The organism is Polynucleobacter ibericus (assembly GCF_018687955.1).
In the GTDB taxonomy this organism is placed as follows: Bacteria; Pseudomonadota; Gammaproteobacteria; order Burkholderiales; family Burkholderiaceae; genus Polynucleobacter; species Polynucleobacter ibericus.
In genome coordinates this window covers 687,338-703,649 of the sequence record NZ_CP061309.1, presented here as the reverse complement: position 1 = coordinate 703,649, position 16,312 = coordinate 687,338, and the positions used below count along the sequence as shown (strand labels likewise).

Here is a 16,312-nt window from a genome sequence, read left to right as displayed (position 1 = left end):
GGAACGATCAAGAAGAAAGCGATATGAGCACAAAGATTGCGGCTACCTTCTATTACGATATTGTTTCGCCGTTTGCTTACTTATATATCAAGCAAAGACACCGCCTTGAGGACAAGCTCGATATTAAACCCGTGCCGATTCTGCTGGGTGGACTTCTTAGGGCTGCAGAGAATAAAGGCCCAGGGGAAGTGGCTGCTAAACGTCCACACACCTATCAGTTCTGTGTTTGGCAAGCAGAGAAACTAGGCATTCCTTTTCGCTTTCCTGAACATCATCCATTTTTGACAGTTGCTGCACAGCGCCTTTTGGTTGAACAGAACGCAAATTGGGCATTGCTTGAGCGTGCCTTTGATTATGTTTGGGTAGAAGGCAAAGACCCCAATCTATCTTGGCCAGATTTTTGCGTCTATCTCGGCCTACCCGCAGATACAGCAAAGCCTGAGAATCCAGAAGTTAAAGCAAAATTGATTGCTAATACCAATCAAGCCAAGGCTGATGGTGCATTTGGAGTGCCCGCCCTCATAGTGAACCAACACTGTTTTTGGGGTATCGATACCATCGACTGGACTCTGGACTATCTAGCGAGGCCCGGTATGTTTGAAGAGGCTTCATATGCCTATGCTGGCAATGTTCCGAATGGGCTGATCTAATAGGCCTGAGACGATTTATACCTCACGCGGTATTGAGCAATACAATCAACTACAAGCTGTTTTTATCTCATTTAAGGAGTTTTTATGCGTAAGCTTTTTGCCGCCCTAGTTGTTGCCGTTTCTTGTTTTGCTAGTCAAGCAGCATTTGCAGGACCAAAGGTCGAATTTAAAACCACGATGGGTAATTTTGTTGTGGAATTGGACGATGTGAAGGCGCCTAAGACAACTGCCAATTTTTTAAACTATGTAAAGAGCGGTTTTTATAACGGCACTATCTTTCATCGCGTGATTGACGGTTTCATGATTCAGGGTGGCGGCTTTACTGCAGACTTAAATCAGAAACCTACCGATTCTCCAGTAGTTTCTGAAGCACAGAATGGCCTTAAGAACAATATGTATACGATTGCTATGGCTCGGACATCCGATCCTGATTCAGCTACTTCCCAGTTCTTTATCAACGTCAAAGACAATGCTGCCTTGGATTACCCCAATGCAATGGGTAATGGCTATACCGTATTTGGCAAAGTGATCTCTGGTACACAAACCATTGACGCTATCCGCAAAGTGCCAACCATGGTTGCACCTGCTCCACGTATGGGCAGAATGGCCGACGTTCCAAGCAAGACAGTTACCATCGAATCTGCCACGATTCTGAAGTAAATCAAACTAACTAGGTCTGCCGCGATGATTTTGCTCGACGATGCGCAAAGCACCGCGGCCTCACCCACCAGCCGTCTCTACGAGACTGCATTGCATTACTGGCGCGTTCTGCCAAGTGGTGATGCGAGATCTGATTTAAATGCCATACAAACCTGTTTAGAAGAAATCTCGCTCGCTCTTACTAGAGGGGAATTCGTTGTCTCCGCTTTCGCTTACGAATTGGGTAGGTTGATTCATAAACTACCTGAGCGAGTTGGTCACTCTAGTAGTTCCCACCCACTCATCGAGGCCTGGTCTTTTGCGGACTTTAAAAAACTGTCCAAGCAAGATGTTGATCACTGCATTTCTCAAAAACTCGCAGTGCTCGATCAATCCCAATTAAATGCAGGGGTCATGGATGTTCGGGAATCTCTAGATGAGAGGCAATTTTCTGCCGATATTGGAGCAATTCAGGAATACATACGCAGTGGTGATTGCTACCAAATTAATCATACCTACCGCATCACTGGCAAGACTTATGGCGCTCCATTAGCCTTATATGGTCGCTTACGCGATCGTCAACCCGGTAGATTTGGAGCATATATTGAACATGAGGATCGCTTTTTGCTATCGCAATCTCCCGAGCTCTTTATTGCGCGTGATGGTGATACCTTGAAAGCAATGCCGATGAAAGGCACTGCTAGCGCCTTATCTGCTGTAGCGAGTGCTCTATCGGACGATCCGAAGAATCAAGCAGAGAATGTCATGATAGTTGACTTACTGCGTAATGACCTCAGTCGCATCTCTCTGCCTGGCTCTGTTTCAGTTCCGAATTTATTTGAAGTAGCAAGGCATGGCGATGTATTGCAAATGACTTCTACCGTGCAGGGCCAAGTCAAACCAAATACTTCCCTGTTTGATATTTTTACTGCCGTCTTCCCTTGTGGATCAGTGACAGGCGCCCCCAAAAAACGCAGTATGGAAATCATTCAAGAGTTAGAGTCTGAAGATCGTGGCTATTACTGTGGTGCCTTAGGCTGGCTTGATCCTACTGGGAATTTCGCCTTTAGTGTGCCGATTCGTACAGTCGAGATCGAGCGGGATGAAAGGTCTCAGGCGTCTCACTTCACCCTCGGGATTGGTGCCGGCATTACGAATGACTCTGATGCCGACCAAGAATGGCAAGAGTGTCGCATTAAAGCAGCCTTTTTAATGGATCTCCCGAGTGCTACCGGTCTGTTCGAAACTATGGCGATTTCTAATGGAGAGACGCTGCGATTGGCAGACCATCTTCAGCGCATGCAAGTCTCAGCCAAGGCTTTAAGAATTGCTTTTGATTTAGCGCTGGCAAAGCAATTAGTCTTCGGTACATGCGCATCCTTAGATAAAAATATTGCTTATCGCTTAAGGCTCGATCTTGCTGCTAACGGCGAGCTTTCAGTTGCTACTGCTGTCATAGACCCCATTATTGAGCCCGTCAAAATTTTCTGGGCAAAGGATATTCTTACCGGTGATGTAACAATGTTTTCTGGGAATGCCTTGCTGCAACACAAGACCAGTGAACGCGCCCTATACGATCAAGCGTGGCAGGAGGCTGTCAAGCGAGGTGGCTTTGACGCTCTATTTGTAAATGAGTATGGTTTTGTTACTGAAGGTGGTAGGACTAGTATTTTTATCAAATCTCAAGGTAGTTCTGAATGGCTGACACCACCGATATCGGCCGGTCTTTTGCCTGGAGTCATGCGGGCCGCCCTGCTTGCCGACCCCGCTATGAATGCCCGTGAAGCCAACCTGACTATTAATGATGTTTCAATGGCAGAAGAGATTATTCTTAGCAATGCCCTGCGCGGCGCCATTAAAGCCCATTTTTAGAAAGTCAGCATGAAGTATTGCCCTAATTGCGCCTCTGTATTGACAATTAAAATTCCGGCGGATGATTCGCGTGAGCGCCATGTCTGCGAATCCTGCGGCAGTATTCATTATCAAAATCCTCGTAACGTCGTGGGTAGCATACCGGTGTATGGCAAACAGATTCTGTTATGTCGTCGTGCAATTGAGCCGCGTCATGGCTACTGGACGCTTCCAGCAGGTTTTATGGAGCTAGGCGAAAGCACAAGTCATGGCGCTGCGCGCGAGACTCTTGAAGAAGCAGGTGCCGTTGTAGAAATCGGTCCGCTCTATTCATTGCTCAATGTGCCACATGCCGAACAAGTACACCTCTTTTATTTAGCTGCGATGACGAATCCAGAATTTTCTGCTGGTGAAGAAAGTTTAGAGGTCGCGCTCTTTCATGAACATGAAATTCCCTGGAATGAACTAGCCTTCCCTACCGTCAAGCAAACGCTCGAGTGGTTCTTTGCGGATCGCGCTGCCGGCCTTTTAGATTCTGGGCAAGAGTTTCATGTGCGCAGCCGCGATATCTTGCCTTCTGAAAGAATTTAAAGAGTTCTTATGAGTCAGATTGCTTGGCTAGGACCTCAGGATCCTTTCCCAAACCCATTGTTTGAGGACGATCCCGATCCTAGCGTGCCTGGATTAATTGCCGTCAGCGAACAGATTTATCCAGGACAACTCGCTCGCGCTTATCAACAAGGCATCTTTCCTTGGTATTCCGATAATCAACCGATTCTCTGGTGGTCACCAGACCCCAGGATGGTCTTAAAGCCTGATGAATTTAAATGCAGCGACTCCTTGCGAAAAATTATTCGCGCCTTTTGTCAGCATGCGCAATCTCAAATAGTAGTGGATGGCGATTTTGGGGCGGTCATTCGCTCATGCGCTACCAGTAGCCGAAAAGATCAAGACGGCACATGGATTACCCATGAAATCATTGATGCTTACACCGCACTCCACGAACAAGGAAATGCACATAGCATTGGCGTCATAGAGGATGGCCAGTTGACTGGGGGGCTATATTGCGTCGCCTTTGGGGGCATGGTGTTTGGTGAATCCATGTTTAGTCGCAAGACTAACGCCTCTAAAATCGCTTTAGCTGCCCTGAGCTCATGGTGTCTGGCGAACCAGGTGAGCATGATCGACTGCCAGCAAGAAACGGCTCATCTACTCTCATTGGGCGCAGCCCCAATAGCTAGGCAGGTCTTTTTGGAGCAACTGCAAATATCCGTAAATCAAACTAAGATTGAGACATCTTGGACTTTTGATAAAACAATCTTGCATCACTGGCTATGACTCAGCTTAAAGAACTTCCTCTAACCGCACTGCAGTTCTATGCAACCGCACCATACGCTTGTAGCTATCTCCCCAATAAGACAGCTCGCTCACAGGTAGCAACGCCATCTCACCTTATTCATGCGGATGTCTACAATGATTTACTCAATGCCGGATTTAGACGTAGTGGCTTGTACACCTATAGACCTTATTGTGATGAATGTAAAGCCTGCATTGCTACACGTATTTTGGTAAATCAATTTATTCCCACACGTAGTCAGCGTCGTGCCCAAAAAAAACATGCGAACCTAGAAGCCTCAGTCCTTAATCTGGGTTACCAAGAGGAACATTATCAACTCTATCAACGCTATCAAACTGAGCGACATGCCGGTGGTGACATGGATAGCGACGATCAAGATCAGTACATGCAGTTTTTATTGCAAAGTCGAGTGAACTCACGCATTGTGGAGTTTCGGGATGGGCCGCATGAACCGCATCCCGGTCGTTTACGCATGGTAAGCATGATCGATATCTTGGAGCAAGGCATCTCCTCGGTTTATACCTTTTACGATACCTCTATCCCAACTGCGAGCTATGGTAGTTACAGCATTCTGTGGCAGATTGAACAAGCGCGCATATTAGGCTTGCCTTACCTTTATCTTGGTTATTACATCAAGGAAAGTGACAAGATGTCTTACAAGATCAAGTACCAGCCGATGGAGGGTTTGATAGATGACCATTGGCAAAAGCTGTCTGAGTCATAATATCTATCCATGATCGATCGTTACTCTCTTCTACGCCCTTGGCTTTTTTGCTTAGACCCAGAAAAAGCACATAACCTCACCCTCAGCAATATGGATCGCGCCCAGCGCTGGGGTATGTTAGAGCGCTTTGTTACAAAACCGATTAACGATCCACAAACGCTTTGCGGTATTGAGTTTCCCAATCCCGTTGGATTGGCGGCGGGATTGGATAAAGACGGCAAACATATTGATGCACTCGCTGCATTAGGATTTGGGTTCTTAGAAATTGGCACGGTTACACCAAAACCACAACCGGGCAATCCCAAGCCACGTATGTTTCGCTTGTCCGAAGCTCAGGCTATCATTAATCGCATGGGCTTTAATAACGATGGCGTGGATGCCTGCGTCGCTCGGGTACGTCGTTCCCAGTTTTGGCAAAGTGGTGGAGTAATGGGTTTGAATATTGGTAAAAACGCCAGCACCCCCATTGAAGAAGCCTCTCGTGACTATGTTCTCGCAATGGAAGCAGTCTATGAAATTGCGACCTACATTACCGTCAATATATCCTCCCCGAATACGCAAAATCTGCGCGCTCTACAAGGCGAAGAGATGCTTCGTGAATTATTGGGCACTCTTAATGAAGCCAGAAAGCGTTTAAGTGATCGCTATGGTGTACGCAAGCCTCTCTTTTTGAAGATTGCACCAGACTTAGATCTAGAAGACATTAATCTGATTGCGGACCTTCTCATGGAGTTTGGAATTGACGCAGTGATTGCAACTAACACCACCATCTCACGAGATGCAGTCCAAGGAATGCAATTTGCTACAGAGGCTGGCGGCCTATCCGGCGCACCTGTTCGCAATGCCTCGAATATCGTCATCAAAGCTTTGAAAGCCAGACTGGGTAATCAACTACCGATCATTGGCGTTGGCGGCATCCTATCGGGTGCAGATGCTAGAGAAAAGATTGTTGCGGGCGCAAGTCTGATCCAACTCTATAGCGGCTTAATCTATCGTGGTCCAGACCTCGTCAATGAGTGCGCTAAAGCCCTAAGGTAGTACTAGAAATGCCCTCATTTGCTAGGGCAAGCTTATAAGATCAGATTTCATAATATGCAATTTGATTTGAAATCGCTACAATAAGGGCTATGAGCACTAGCAAAACTATCAAAACTCCTAAATCTACCGGCGAGGTTGGCAAGACCGCTATCCAGGTAGTTGAGCGCATGATGAATTTATTAGATGCCCTTGCGGAACAAGAAGAATCCAGTAGCCTTAAAAATCTAGCCGAAATGACTGGTCTGCACCCTTCTACGGCGCACCGCATTTTGAATGATATGGTTGCCTGCCGTCTGGTTGAGCGTGGCGATGGCGGCACTTATCGCCTTGGCCTAAAACTCTTAGAACTGGGTAATTTAGTTAAAGCACGCTTATCCGTGCGTGAAGCCGCTCAATTACCAATGCGTACTTTGCACAAGCTCACTGGCGAAACCGTGAACTTATCTGTTCGCCAAGGAGACGAGATCGTTTACGTTGATCGCGCTTATAGCGAGCGCTCTGGCATGCAGGTAGTTCGTGCCATTGGTGGTCGCGCTCCACTGCACCTCACCTCAGTTGGCAAACTCTTTTTAGCAAGCGATGACCCTGCTCAAGTTCGCGCATATGTCACTCGAACTGGTTTATCCGGCCACACTCGCAATAGCATCACTGAGCTTGGCAAACTCGAAACTGAACTCAATCAGGTTCGTAAAGTGGGCAACGCTCGGGATGATGAAGAATTAGAGCTGGGCGTAAGTTGTTTAGCTGCTGCTATTTTGGATGACACTGGAAAATTAGTCGCCGGCCTATCCTTGAGCGCCCCAACAGATCGCATTCAGGCAGATTGGCTACGCGCCCTTCAAGAAACTGCCCTACAGATCTCCAAAGGAATGGGGTTTAAACCCAAGTCTGCTGAGCCAGGCTCAGCGACCTAATCTACTGCAGTTACATTAGGCGACGAATCGGCTGAGCACCAGAAGGCATACGCTCATACCAATCACGCACGCGCACAGCATCAGCAAAACGAGATTGTGTTCCCACAGAATCTAGGAAGACCAATAACAAGGGTGTGTTGTTTACTCTAGCCTGCATAACCAGACACTTACCAGCAGCATTAATAAAGCCCGTTTTTTGCAAACCGATATTCATATCACCTGAGCGTACTAAGCGATTAGTGTTCAAGAATTTCTGAGGACGTTTTGCAATCACCATCGTCAAATCGGGCCAAGTAGAAAACTCACGAATAGTTTTATATTGGTATGCAGCGCTCAACATACGCGTGAGATCTTCCGCTGTAGCAACGTTCTCACTCATAAGCCCAGTTGGATCTGCAAAGTGGGAATGATCCATGCCAAGTTCTCTGGCTTTACGATTCATGGCACCCACAAACGATGAAACACCGCCAGGATAATTTCTGCCTAAGGTATATGCAGCGCGGTTTTCAGAGGACATCAAGGCTAATAGCAATGCCTCTTCTCGAGTTAACACCGTACCACCAGCTAAACGTGAAGTGCGGTAACTTTGCACATCTTCAGAGTTGATGACTAAAGTCTCGTCTAAAGGCATCTTAGAATCTAACACCACCATCGCCGTCATAAGCTTAGTAATCGAAGCGATTGGCAAACTCACTGATGGGTTCTTTTCAAAATATACTTCTTTGGTATCTTGATTAACGACCATCGCCACACTGGATTTCAGATTAAGGTCATCGTGTTGACCGCGCAATCCTAAAGCAGTTGCAAGTGATGGTCTTGCAGGAACAACTGGCTCTGTTGAACGCGTTACAGTTACCCGTACTGTTTTAGGCTTCTTAGTAGATTTTGTACTGGTCTTGGTAGCAGCTTTGGCGGGAGTTTTGGCAGTCTGCTTCTCTTTATTGGCAGCAATAGCTGGAGTATTTACTATGGTGCCAATAGCAAAAAGTGCCCCTAGGGCAACAAGCCAAAATCGATTCAAACGCATCCCAAAATACCTTCCAAAACTTTCAACATACGGAATGATAATTAATTTCCTAAGGCAAGGCGGTTTTATTCGCCCCAATCTAGGTATTTCATCCCACTAAATGATTGCCAATGCAATCGTTCTATTCTGCAATCGTTGCTACGGTATTGGTCTGACGGGCATTTACCAGTACCACGCCAGTCATCGTCAAACACAAGCCTACTGCCATTAATAATGTGAATGGCTCGTCAAATAACAACCAAGCCATAGCGGCAGTTGTCGGTGGCACTAAATAAAGAAAGCTCGTCACTTTAGTAGCGGCGCCCTTGCGGATCATCATAAATAGCAAGCTAATCGATCCAATGGATAAAGGGAAGATAGCCCACAGCAATGCACTAGTCACAGGAAGGTTCCACACCATTTCACCCGACTCAAATAAAAGCATGCAGATAAAGCACAGTACTGCTGACACACCAAACTGAATCGAAGATCCAGCGCGCAGATCAAACACAGGGCAGAATTTTTTTTGATACAACGTGCCAAACGTAATTGAAATAAGTGCAATAAATGCCAATATGTAACTAGCCAATGGAATGTGCACAAAACCAATCTTTTCCGCAACGACCAAGGCAACGCCTGCAAATCCAAATCCTAGGCCGATCCATTGACGTGGCGATACCCTTTCTGAAATCCAGGCAGCAAACCATGCAGTCACAATTGGCTGAAGACCAACTATGATGGCAACTAGCCCCGCTGTCATTCCTAAGCGGACAGCAAACCAAACTCCCAACAAATAGCCAAACTGCAGCAAGATGCCAGCAACGGCAATGTGCTTGATTTGCGACCAGTTGGGCCAGGTGATTCTCCATATCAAACTAAGCGCCGCCATCGCTGCTAGAACCCCTGAAAAACGCCAAAACAAGAAGGTAGCCGGCTCAACGTAAGGCATCGCTAAACGCGCAATCACAAAGCCGGTACTCCAAATGAGCACGAATAACGGGGCAATCGCAGTGTCTAGGGAAAGCTTCATTGATAACTTACTGAAATTATTGAGTATTTTTACTGAGAGTCTAATTTTAGGCTCTTTTCTAATATTCCCTTCCCAGATCTAAGGAATGGAACTTATGCTGCAACGCAATATATATGCAATATACTGATGTAATGGGAGTACATTAGATAAAAGCCTTTAGTCAAAATTAAAAAGTTAAACGAAAAGAGATCGCAAATGAACTTAACTCCAGAACAACTTGCCGCAGCACAAAAAGCTAACTTAGAGACCTTGAGTGGATTAACCAATCAAGCATTGCAAAGCATTGAAAAGTTAGTTGAGCTCAATATGCAGATTGCTAAGCAAAGCTTAAGCGACAGCATGAATAGTGCCAAGAAAGCATTAGAAGTAAAAGACATTCAGCAATTACTCGCTCATCAAGCAGAAGCAGTGCAACCAATGGCGGAAAAGATTATGGCTTACAGCCGTCATTTATATGAATTGGCCCACGAAACACAAAATAGCTTTACTCAGTCCGCTGAAAAAGAATTGCAAGCTGGTCAACAGAAAATGAATGCTCTAGTTGAAGAGTGGACAAAGAATGCTCCAGCGGGATCAGATGCTGCCGTTCAAGCCATGAAGCAAGCCATTGCTTCTGCGAACAATGTGTTTGAAACCAGCCAGAAGGCAGTGAAGCATGCAGTTGAAGTTGCGCAAACTAACCTTAGTAGCGCCTCTGAAACAATGATGAAAGCAGCCGATACAGTAACCAAATCCGCAAAGAAGAAGTAATCTCGTTGCTAAGCACTTTGGGTGCTTGATAATGCAAAAGCCCCGATTCCTCGGGGCTTTTTCTTTAATGCATCAGCGTAACTTAAGATTTCTTTTTCACTGGTGGCAAGTCAGTGCAGTGACCATGAGCCGCTTCAGCTGCAAGACCGACTGATTCGCCAAGCGTTGGATGCGGATGAATGGTCTTACCGATATCAACTGCATCAGCACCCATCTCAATAGCTAAACATACTTCACCAATCAAATCACCAGCATGCGTGCCCACAATGCCGCCGCCAATAATGCGATGGGTAGTCGCATCAAATATGAGCTTGGTGAAACCTTCATCACGTCCATTGGCAATTGCGCGACCACTAGCTGCCCAAGGGAATAAGCCCTTCTCATAAGCGATGCCTTGAGCCTTGCACTGCTCTTCTGTCAGACCAGCCCAAGCTACCTCAGGATCAGTATAGGCAACCGATGGAATTTGCTTAGCATCAAAATAAGACTTTTCGCCTGCAGCAGCTTCGGCAGCAACGTGACCTTCATGTACTGCCTTGTGTGCCAACATCGGCTGACCAACCAAATCGCCAATGGCAAAAATATTAGCCACGTTGGTGCGCATTTGTTTATCAACTGGAATAAAGCCACGCTCATCAACCTGCACACCTGCTTTACCAGCATCAATCTTCTTGCCATTAGGGGTGCGACCTACTGCAACCAATACCAAGTCATAAGTTTGCGGTTCAGCAGGCGCGTTCTCGCCCTCAAAGGAAACTTGAATACCATCCGGCTTGACTTCAGCTTTAGCTGCGCGCGTCTTGAGCATGATTTTTTCAAAACGTCCAGCGTTGAACTTCTCCCAGACTTTTTCTAAATCACGATCGGCGCCGGCCATCAGGCCATCCATCATTTCTGCGATATCAATACGTGAACCTAGCGTGCTGTAAACAGTCGCCATCTCTAAACCAATAATGCCGCCGCCAATAACGAGCATGCGCTTAGGAATGCTCTTGAGTAGCAAGGCGCCTGTACTATCGACAATACGAGGATCTTCTGGCAAGAAAGGTAATTTCACTGGCTGACTACCAGCGGCAATGATCGCCTTCTGAAAACGCACTACTTCTTTTTTGCCAGTGAGATCCTGGCCAGTGCCATCAGTTAATTCAACCTCAACATGGTTTGCATCCAAGAACTTACCAAGGCCACGTACTACTTTTACTTTGCGAGCCTTTGCCATTCCAGCAAGACCACCAGTTAATTTAGCAATGACGGATTCTTTGTAGCCACGTAATTGATCAATCTCAATCTTTGGGGCACCAAAAGTAATGCCGTGCTTAGCCATGGTTTTAACTTCATCCATCACTGAGGTTGTATGTAGCAATGCTTTAGAAGGGATACAGCCGACATTCAAGCAAACACCACCCAATGTAGGGTAGCGCTCTACCAATACGGTATTCATACCCAGGTCAGCACTACGAAACGCTGCGCTATAACCACCGGGGCCAGCGCCAAGCACCAACACTTCACACTCATGATCAACCTTGCCGCTGTACTGCCCTGCTACTGGAGCTGGAGCAAGTGCTGCTGGCGCAGGTGCTGCAACAGGTTTTGCAGCTGGCGCCGCTCCACTCGCTTCAATCTCAGCAATCACAGAACCTTTGCTGACTTTGTCGCCTAGCTTGACTGCGATACTAGTAACAGTACCCGCAGCATCTGCCGGCACTTCCATGGTTGCCTTATCAGACTCGAGCACTAACAGCGGCTGCTCTTTTTCAATCACATCACCCACTTTAACCAGCACTTCTATCACTGGTACATCTGAGTAGTCGCCAATATCCGGAACTAGGATGGTTTGCTTAGCCATAGACCCCCCTTACAGACTAGCGCGACGGAAGTCGGCCAAGAGTTGGGCAATGTACACACCAAAACGGGTTGCTAAAGCACCATCAATCACACGGTGATCTGCGGATAGAGACAATGGGCAAATCAGGCGTGGCACAAATTGCTTGCCATCCCAAACTGGCTTCATCGCTGCTTTGCTGACGCCTAAGATCGCTACCTCAGGGGCATTAACAATTGGTGAGAAATACGTGCCACCAATACCGCCTAGAGATGAAATCGTAAAGCTAGCGCCCTGCATTTGATCTGGCTTTAATTTGCCATCACGTGCGAGTGCTGCTAACTCTGAAGTTTCTTTGGCTAATTCAAAAATACCCTTCTTATCGGCATCTTTAATCACTGGCACAACCAATCCCGTTGGAGTATCTGCCGCAAAACCAATATTGAAGTATTTCTTAAGGATCAGATCATCACCATCCAAAGAGCTATTGAACTCTGGATATTTTTTCAATGCAGCTACTGCGGCTTTCATTAAGAAAGCAAGCATAGTGATCTTGACACCCTTCTTCTCATTCTCTTTATTAGTGAGAACACGGAATGCTTCTAGGTCAGTGATGTCTGCATCTTCGTGATACGTCACAGCTGGGATCATTACCCAGTTACGACCTAAATTAGCTGCAGTGAGTTTCTTAATACGATTGAGTGGCTGACGCTCGATCTCACCAAACTTTGTGAAATCAATTTTTGGCCAAGGAATGAGATTTAAACCACCCAAGCTACCACCGCTAGCAGCCGCAGGACTACCTGCTCCACCACTCATAGCTGCCTTCACAAATGCTTGAACGTCTTCTTGGGTAATGCGGCCTTTAGGGCCAGAACCTTTAACTTGCGCAACCGTCACGCCAAGCTCACGCGCAAACTTACGCACTGATGGGCTTGCATGACTTACTGCTGTATCTACAGGCGGAGGTGTATTGCTCAGCGGAGGAGGCGCAGGTGCACGCGCAATGGGAGGCTCTACTGTTTTTGTTGCTGGAATGGCGGGTGCTGCTGCTACGGGTGCAGTAGCAGGAACTGCCACAGCGCCTGCTGATCCACTTTCCAAAATCAGAACGACTGATCCCTCAGAAAGGTTGTCGCCTACTTTGACTTTGACTTCTTTGACGATGCCAGAATGTGAGGATGGAACATCCATTGTGGCTTTGTCAGACTCAAGCACAACGATGGATTGCTCTTTCTCAACTTTGTCACCAGCCTTTACCAAGACTTCAATGACGGGCACATCTTTATAGTCACCGATATCCGGGACTTTGATTTCAATAGGTGAGCCACTATTGCTACTCGTGCTTGCTGCTGCAGGTGCTGCAGCGGGCGCACTTGCTACAGGTGCCGCTGGAGCTGCAGCTGCGCCCTCTTCCAAAGTAATTACAAGTGATCCCTCAGAAAGGTTGTCGCCTACTTTGACTTTGACTTCTTTGACGATGCCAGAGTGCGAGGATGGAACATCCATGGTGGCTTTGTCAGACTCAAGCACAACGATGGATTGCTCTTTCTCAACTTTGTCACCAGCCTTTACCAAGACTTCAATGACGGGCACATCTTTATAGTCACCGATATCCGGGACTTTGATTTCAATTATTTGACTCATAGTATTTATCTCTTATCAAACCGTCATTGGGTTTGGTTTAGTAGTATCGATGCCGTATTTCTGAATCGCTTCAGCCAACTTGGAACGATCAAGCTGACCTGAGTCAACTAAAGATCTCAATGCAGTCAGAACTACCCAACGACGATCTACTTCAAAGAAGTCACGAAGTTTTTCACGGGTATCGGAACGACCAAAGCCATCAGTGCCCAAGACTTCGTAGCGGCGACCCATATGCTGAATCGCTGGACGAATCTGCTCGGCAAACAAGCGAACATAGTCAGTTGCAGCAATCACAGGACCAGCGGTGTCTTTCAGGCACTTCTCCACATGAGATAAGGCTGGTGCAGCAGCTGGATTTAGGAGATTAGCGCGGTGCACGGCATTCCAATCACGACCCAACTCAGTAAAGCTTGGGCAACCCCATAAGTCGGAAGCAATGCCCCAGTCTTTATGGAGAATCTCAGCCGCTTCAATCACTTCACGGAAGATGGTTCCAGAGCCTAAGAGTTGTACACGCAACTTAGCTTTATCGTCACCTACTGACTTGAGCTTATACATACCCTTAATGATGTCTTTTTCTGCGCCTTTAGGCATTGCAGGATGAGCGTAGTTCTCATTCATCAAAGTAACGTAGTAGTAAACATCTTCCTGGACTTCTAGCATACGACGCATACCATCTTGAATCACTACCGCTAATTCAAAAGAGAATGTTGGGTCATAGCTAATGCAGTTCGGAATTGCACCACTCCACAAGTGGCTATGGCCATCTTCGTGTTGCAAGCCTTCGCCATTTAAGGTCGTTCTACCCGCAGTACCGCCGAGCAGGAAACCACGGCTACGCATATCGCCTGCTGCCCAAGCTAAGTCACCAATACGCTGGAAACCAAACATGGAATAGAAAATATAAAAAGGCAACATCGGTACGCCATGCGTAGAGTAAGAAGTAGCTGCAGCGATCCAGTCGCACATACCACCAGCCTCGTTAATACCCTCTTGCAGAATCTGGCCAGTCTTATCCTCTTTATAGAACATCAATTGATCATGATCTTCTGGTGTGTAAAGCTGACCCAATTGATTCCAAATACCCAATTGGCGGAACATACCTTCCATACCGAAAGTACGGGATTCATCTGGAACGATTGGTACTACGCGCTTACCTAAAACCTTATCGCGCACCACTGTGTTGAGCATGCGCACAAATGCCATGGTTGTAGAAATCTCACGACCTTCGGCTGTTGCTTCGAGTAGCGGCGCAAAAACATCCAAGGCTGGAACTGGCAAGCTCTCTGCTTTAGTGCGACGTTGTGGCAAGTAGCCGCCCAACTCTTGACGGCGCGCCTTCATGTATTCCAGCTCAGGACTACCTTCAGCAAACTTCACCAAAGGCATTTCATCTAACTGCTCATCTTTTACAGGAATCTCAAAGCGATCACGGAAACGACGCACATCGTCGTCATTCATCTTCTTAGCTTGGTGGGCAATATTCATCGCCTCACCGGAGCCACCCATGCCATAACCTTTAATGGTGTGGGCCAAGATAACCGTTGGCTGCTCTTTATGATTTACCGCAGCGTGAAAAGCGGCAAATACTTTATGGGGGTCATGACCACCACGATTCAATTGCCAGATCTCGTCATCACTCCAGTCACTGACTAGGGCTTTAAGTTCTGGGGTGTTAAAGACGATCTCACGTACATATGCGCCGTTCTTAGACTTCATAGTCTGATACTGACCATCGACGATCTCGCCCAGGCGTTGCATCAAGATGCCCTTCTTATCGCGGGCAAACAAAGCGTCCCACTGACCGCCCCACACTACCTTGATGACATTCCAGCCTGAACCACGGAACTCACTCTCGAGCTCCTGAATAATTTTTCCATTACCGCGCACCGGTCCATCTAAGCGCTGCAAGTTACAGTTAATAACAAAAATGAGGTTATCGAGTTTTTCGCGGCCAGCCATACCAATCGCGCCCAGTGATTCTGGCTCATCGGTTTCGCCATCGCCCAAGAAAGCCCAAACTTTGCGGCTTTGTTCCTGAATGAAGCCACGATCCGTGAGGTACTTCATAAAGCGCGCTTGATAAATCGCCATGATGGGACCTAAGCCCATCGATACCGTTGGGAACTGCCAGAAATCTGGCATCAACCATGGGTGTGGATAGCTAGAGATACCTTTGCCGCCTACTTCTTGGCGGAAGTTATTAAGTTGACTTTCTTCAAGACGTCCCAACATGTAAGCACGGGCGTATACACCTGGTGCGGAGTGGCCTTGTACAAATATTAAATCTCCACCATGTTCTGGAGATGGCGCATGCCAGAAATGATTAAAGCCAACGTCATACAAAGTAGCTGCTGACTGGAATGAAGAAATGTGACCACCAACGTTGGTATCCTTATTGGCACGCAGAACCATTGCCATGGCATTCCAGCGCGTGTATGAACGAATGCGATGTTCAACGTTTTGATCGCCAGGTAAGCGCGCTTGGTTCTCAACAGGAATAGTATTGATGTAAGGAGTCTCTGCATGGAATGGTTGCACCACTCCATTTACACGTGCATGAGAAATCTGCTGGTCTATAAGATAGGCAGCCCTCTCAGGACCTTCGGTACGAATGACGCCATCAAGCGCTTGTAACCATTCTTGAGTTTCTCCCGGATCTGCATCCTGGGCATTCTGTTTACCTAATATTTGGTCTGGAACTGCTGCCATTGTTGTCTCCATTTAATAGTGCTTCATTTGTTATTCACTTTATAGGCAATATTCTAGGAAGGTATATGGGTGTAAACAAGCAATTTTCCACATAATGATAGTATTTCTCATAATGTGGTATTTTATTGCACTGCAAATAAGAAGCGCGTTCAACAGCGATATTCGAGGTTTG

General features: G+C 46.8%; 14 protein-coding genes. 9 read left to right on the top strand and 5 right to left on the bottom strand.

Annotation, left to right across the window (positions count from 1 at the left end):
• Positions 1-23: 23 nt before the first annotated feature.
• The 8 genes from AOC20_RS03645 to AOC20_RS03610 all read left to right on the top strand — a co-directional run bounded on the left by AOC20_RS03645 (position 24) and on the right by AOC20_RS03610 (position 7,173).
• Positions 24-650, top strand: coding sequence for a 2-hydroxychromene-2-carboxylate isomerase (locus AOC20_RS03645; protein WP_215361579.1), 627 nt, complete (start codon positions 24-26; stop codon positions 648-650).
• 84 nt (positions 651-734) lie between these two features.
• Positions 735-1,310 (top strand): peptidylprolyl isomerase, encoded by a 576-nt coding sequence (locus AOC20_RS03640; protein ID WP_215361577.1) that lies wholly within the window; start codon positions 735-737, stop codon positions 1,308-1,310.
• Between the two features lie 24 nt (positions 1,311-1,334).
• A complete protein-coding gene (locus tag AOC20_RS03635; RefSeq protein ID WP_215361575.1) occupies positions 1,335-3,161 on the top strand; it encodes a bifunctional chorismate-binding protein/class IV aminotransferase in 1,827 nt (608 codons plus the stop codon).
• Between the two features lie 9 nt (positions 3,162-3,170).
• A complete protein-coding gene (locus tag AOC20_RS03630; RefSeq protein WP_215361573.1) occupies positions 3,171-3,731 on the top strand; it encodes an NUDIX hydrolase in 561 nt (186 codons plus the stop codon).
• A 9-nt stretch (positions 3,732-3,740) separates the two neighbouring features.
• Positions 3,741-4,478, top strand: coding sequence for a leucyl/phenylalanyl-tRNA--protein transferase (gene aat, locus AOC20_RS03625; RefSeq protein ID WP_215361571.1), 738 nt, complete (start codon positions 3,741-3,743; stop codon positions 4,476-4,478).
• Entirely contained in the window at positions 4,475-5,221 is a 747-nt protein-coding gene (locus tag AOC20_RS03620; RefSeq protein WP_215361569.1) for an arginyltransferase, read from the top strand. Before aat ends, AOC20_RS03620 begins: the two co-directional genes overlap by 4 nt.
• 9 nt (positions 5,222-5,230) lie before the next feature.
• The gene (locus tag AOC20_RS03615; RefSeq protein WP_215361567.1) at positions 5,231-6,259 is read left to right on the top strand and encodes a quinone-dependent dihydroorotate dehydrogenase; all 1,029 of its coding nucleotides are present in this window, start codon (positions 5,231-5,233) and stop codon (positions 6,257-6,259) included.
• An 89-nt stretch (positions 6,260-6,348) separates the two neighbouring features.
• On the top strand, positions 6,349-7,173 hold the full coding sequence (locus tag AOC20_RS03610; RefSeq protein WP_215361565.1) for an IclR family transcriptional regulator: 825 nt from the start codon (positions 6,349-6,351) through the stop codon (positions 7,171-7,173).
• Between the two features lie 10 nt (positions 7,174-7,183).
• Here AOC20_RS03610 and AOC20_RS03605 read toward each other — a convergent pair whose 3' ends face one another.
• Together AOC20_RS03605 and AOC20_RS03600 are read right to left on the bottom strand one after the other, a co-directional pair.
• Positions 7,184-8,200: a serine hydrolase gene (locus tag AOC20_RS03605; protein WP_215361563.1), complete on the bottom strand. Its 1,017-nt coding sequence runs from the start codon at positions 8,198-8,200 to the stop codon at positions 7,184-7,186.
• Between the two features lie 121 nt (positions 8,201-8,321).
• The gene (locus AOC20_RS03600) at positions 8,322-9,209 is read right to left on the bottom strand and encodes a DMT family transporter (RefSeq protein ID WP_215361561.1); all 888 of its coding nucleotides are present in this window, start codon (positions 9,207-9,209) and stop codon (positions 8,322-8,324) included.
• A 195-nt stretch (positions 9,210-9,404) separates the two neighbouring features.
• On the opposite strand from AOC20_RS03600, the gene AOC20_RS03595 reads away from it, so the two are divergent.
• The gene (locus AOC20_RS03595; protein WP_215361559.1) at positions 9,405-9,959 is read left to right on the top strand and encodes a phasin family protein; all 555 of its coding nucleotides are present in this window, start codon (positions 9,405-9,407) and stop codon (positions 9,957-9,959) included.
• 82 nt (positions 9,960-10,041) lie between these two features.
• Here AOC20_RS03595 and lpdA read toward each other — a convergent pair whose 3' ends face one another.
• From lpdA to aceE, 3 genes are read right to left on the bottom strand one after another with little or no spacing between them, the layout of a single operon-like run.
• On the bottom strand, positions 10,042-11,805 hold the full coding sequence (lpdA, locus tag AOC20_RS03590; RefSeq protein ID WP_215361557.1) for a dihydrolipoyl dehydrogenase: 1,764 nt from the start codon (positions 11,803-11,805) through the stop codon (positions 10,042-10,044).
• A 9-nt stretch (positions 11,806-11,814) separates the two neighbouring features.
• Positions 11,815-13,428: a dihydrolipoyllysine-residue acetyltransferase gene (gene aceF / locus AOC20_RS03585; RefSeq protein WP_215361555.1), complete on the bottom strand. Its 1,614-nt coding sequence runs from the start codon at positions 13,426-13,428 to the stop codon at positions 11,815-11,817.
• A gap of 15 nt (positions 13,429-13,443) precedes the next feature.
• Positions 13,444-16,140, bottom strand: a complete 2,697-nt coding sequence (gene aceE, locus AOC20_RS03580; protein ID WP_215361553.1) for a pyruvate dehydrogenase (acetyl-transferring), homodimeric type — start codon at positions 16,138-16,140, stop codon at positions 13,444-13,446.
• Positions 16,141-16,312 lie beyond the last annotated feature (172 nt).

Excerpts from the sequence above, each read along its gene's own strand:
- aceE (WP_215361553.1), bottom strand. The coding sequence starts at position 16,140 with ATGGCAGCAGTTCCAGACCAAATATTAGGTAAACAGAATGCCCAGGAT.
- AOC20_RS03595 (WP_215361559.1), top strand. The coding sequence starts at position 9,405 with ATGAACTTAACTCCAGAACAACTTGCCGCAGCACAAAAAGCTAACTTA.
- lpdA (WP_215361557.1), bottom strand. The coding sequence starts at position 11,805 with ATGGCTAAGCAAACCATCCTAGTTCCGGATATTGGCGACTACTCAGAT.
- AOC20_RS03600 (WP_215361561.1), bottom strand. The coding sequence starts at position 9,209 with ATGAAGCTTTCCCTAGACACTGCGATTGCCCCGTTATTCGTGCTCATT.
- AOC20_RS03630 (WP_215361573.1), top strand. The coding sequence starts at position 3,171 with ATGAAGTATTGCCCTAATTGCGCCTCTGTATTGACAATTAAAATTCCG.
- AOC20_RS03635 (WP_215361575.1), top strand. The coding sequence starts at position 1,335 with ATGATTTTGCTCGACGATGCGCAAAGCACCGCGGCCTCACCCACCAGC.
- aceF (WP_215361555.1), bottom strand. The coding sequence starts at position 13,428 with ATGAGTCAAATAATTGAAATCAAAGTCCCGGATATCGGTGACTATAAA.
- AOC20_RS03620 (WP_215361569.1), top strand. The coding sequence starts at position 4,475 with ATGACTCAGCTTAAAGAACTTCCTCTAACCGCACTGCAGTTCTATGCA.
- AOC20_RS03640 (WP_215361577.1), top strand. The coding sequence starts at position 735 with ATGCGTAAGCTTTTTGCCGCCCTAGTTGTTGCCGTTTCTTGTTTTGCT.
- AOC20_RS03615 (WP_215361567.1), top strand. The coding sequence starts at position 5,231 with ATGATCGATCGTTACTCTCTTCTACGCCCTTGGCTTTTTTGCTTAGAC.
- AOC20_RS03645 (WP_215361579.1), top strand. The coding sequence starts at position 24 with ATGAGCACAAAGATTGCGGCTACCTTCTATTACGATATTGTTTCGCCG.
- AOC20_RS03605 (WP_215361563.1), bottom strand. The coding sequence starts at position 8,200 with ATGCGTTTGAATCGATTTTGGCTTGTTGCCCTAGGGGCACTTTTTGCT.
- AOC20_RS03610 (WP_215361565.1), top strand. The coding sequence starts at position 6,349 with ATGAGCACTAGCAAAACTATCAAAACTCCTAAATCTACCGGCGAGGTT.
- aat (WP_215361571.1), top strand. The coding sequence starts at position 3,741 with ATGAGTCAGATTGCTTGGCTAGGACCTCAGGATCCTTTCCCAAACCCA.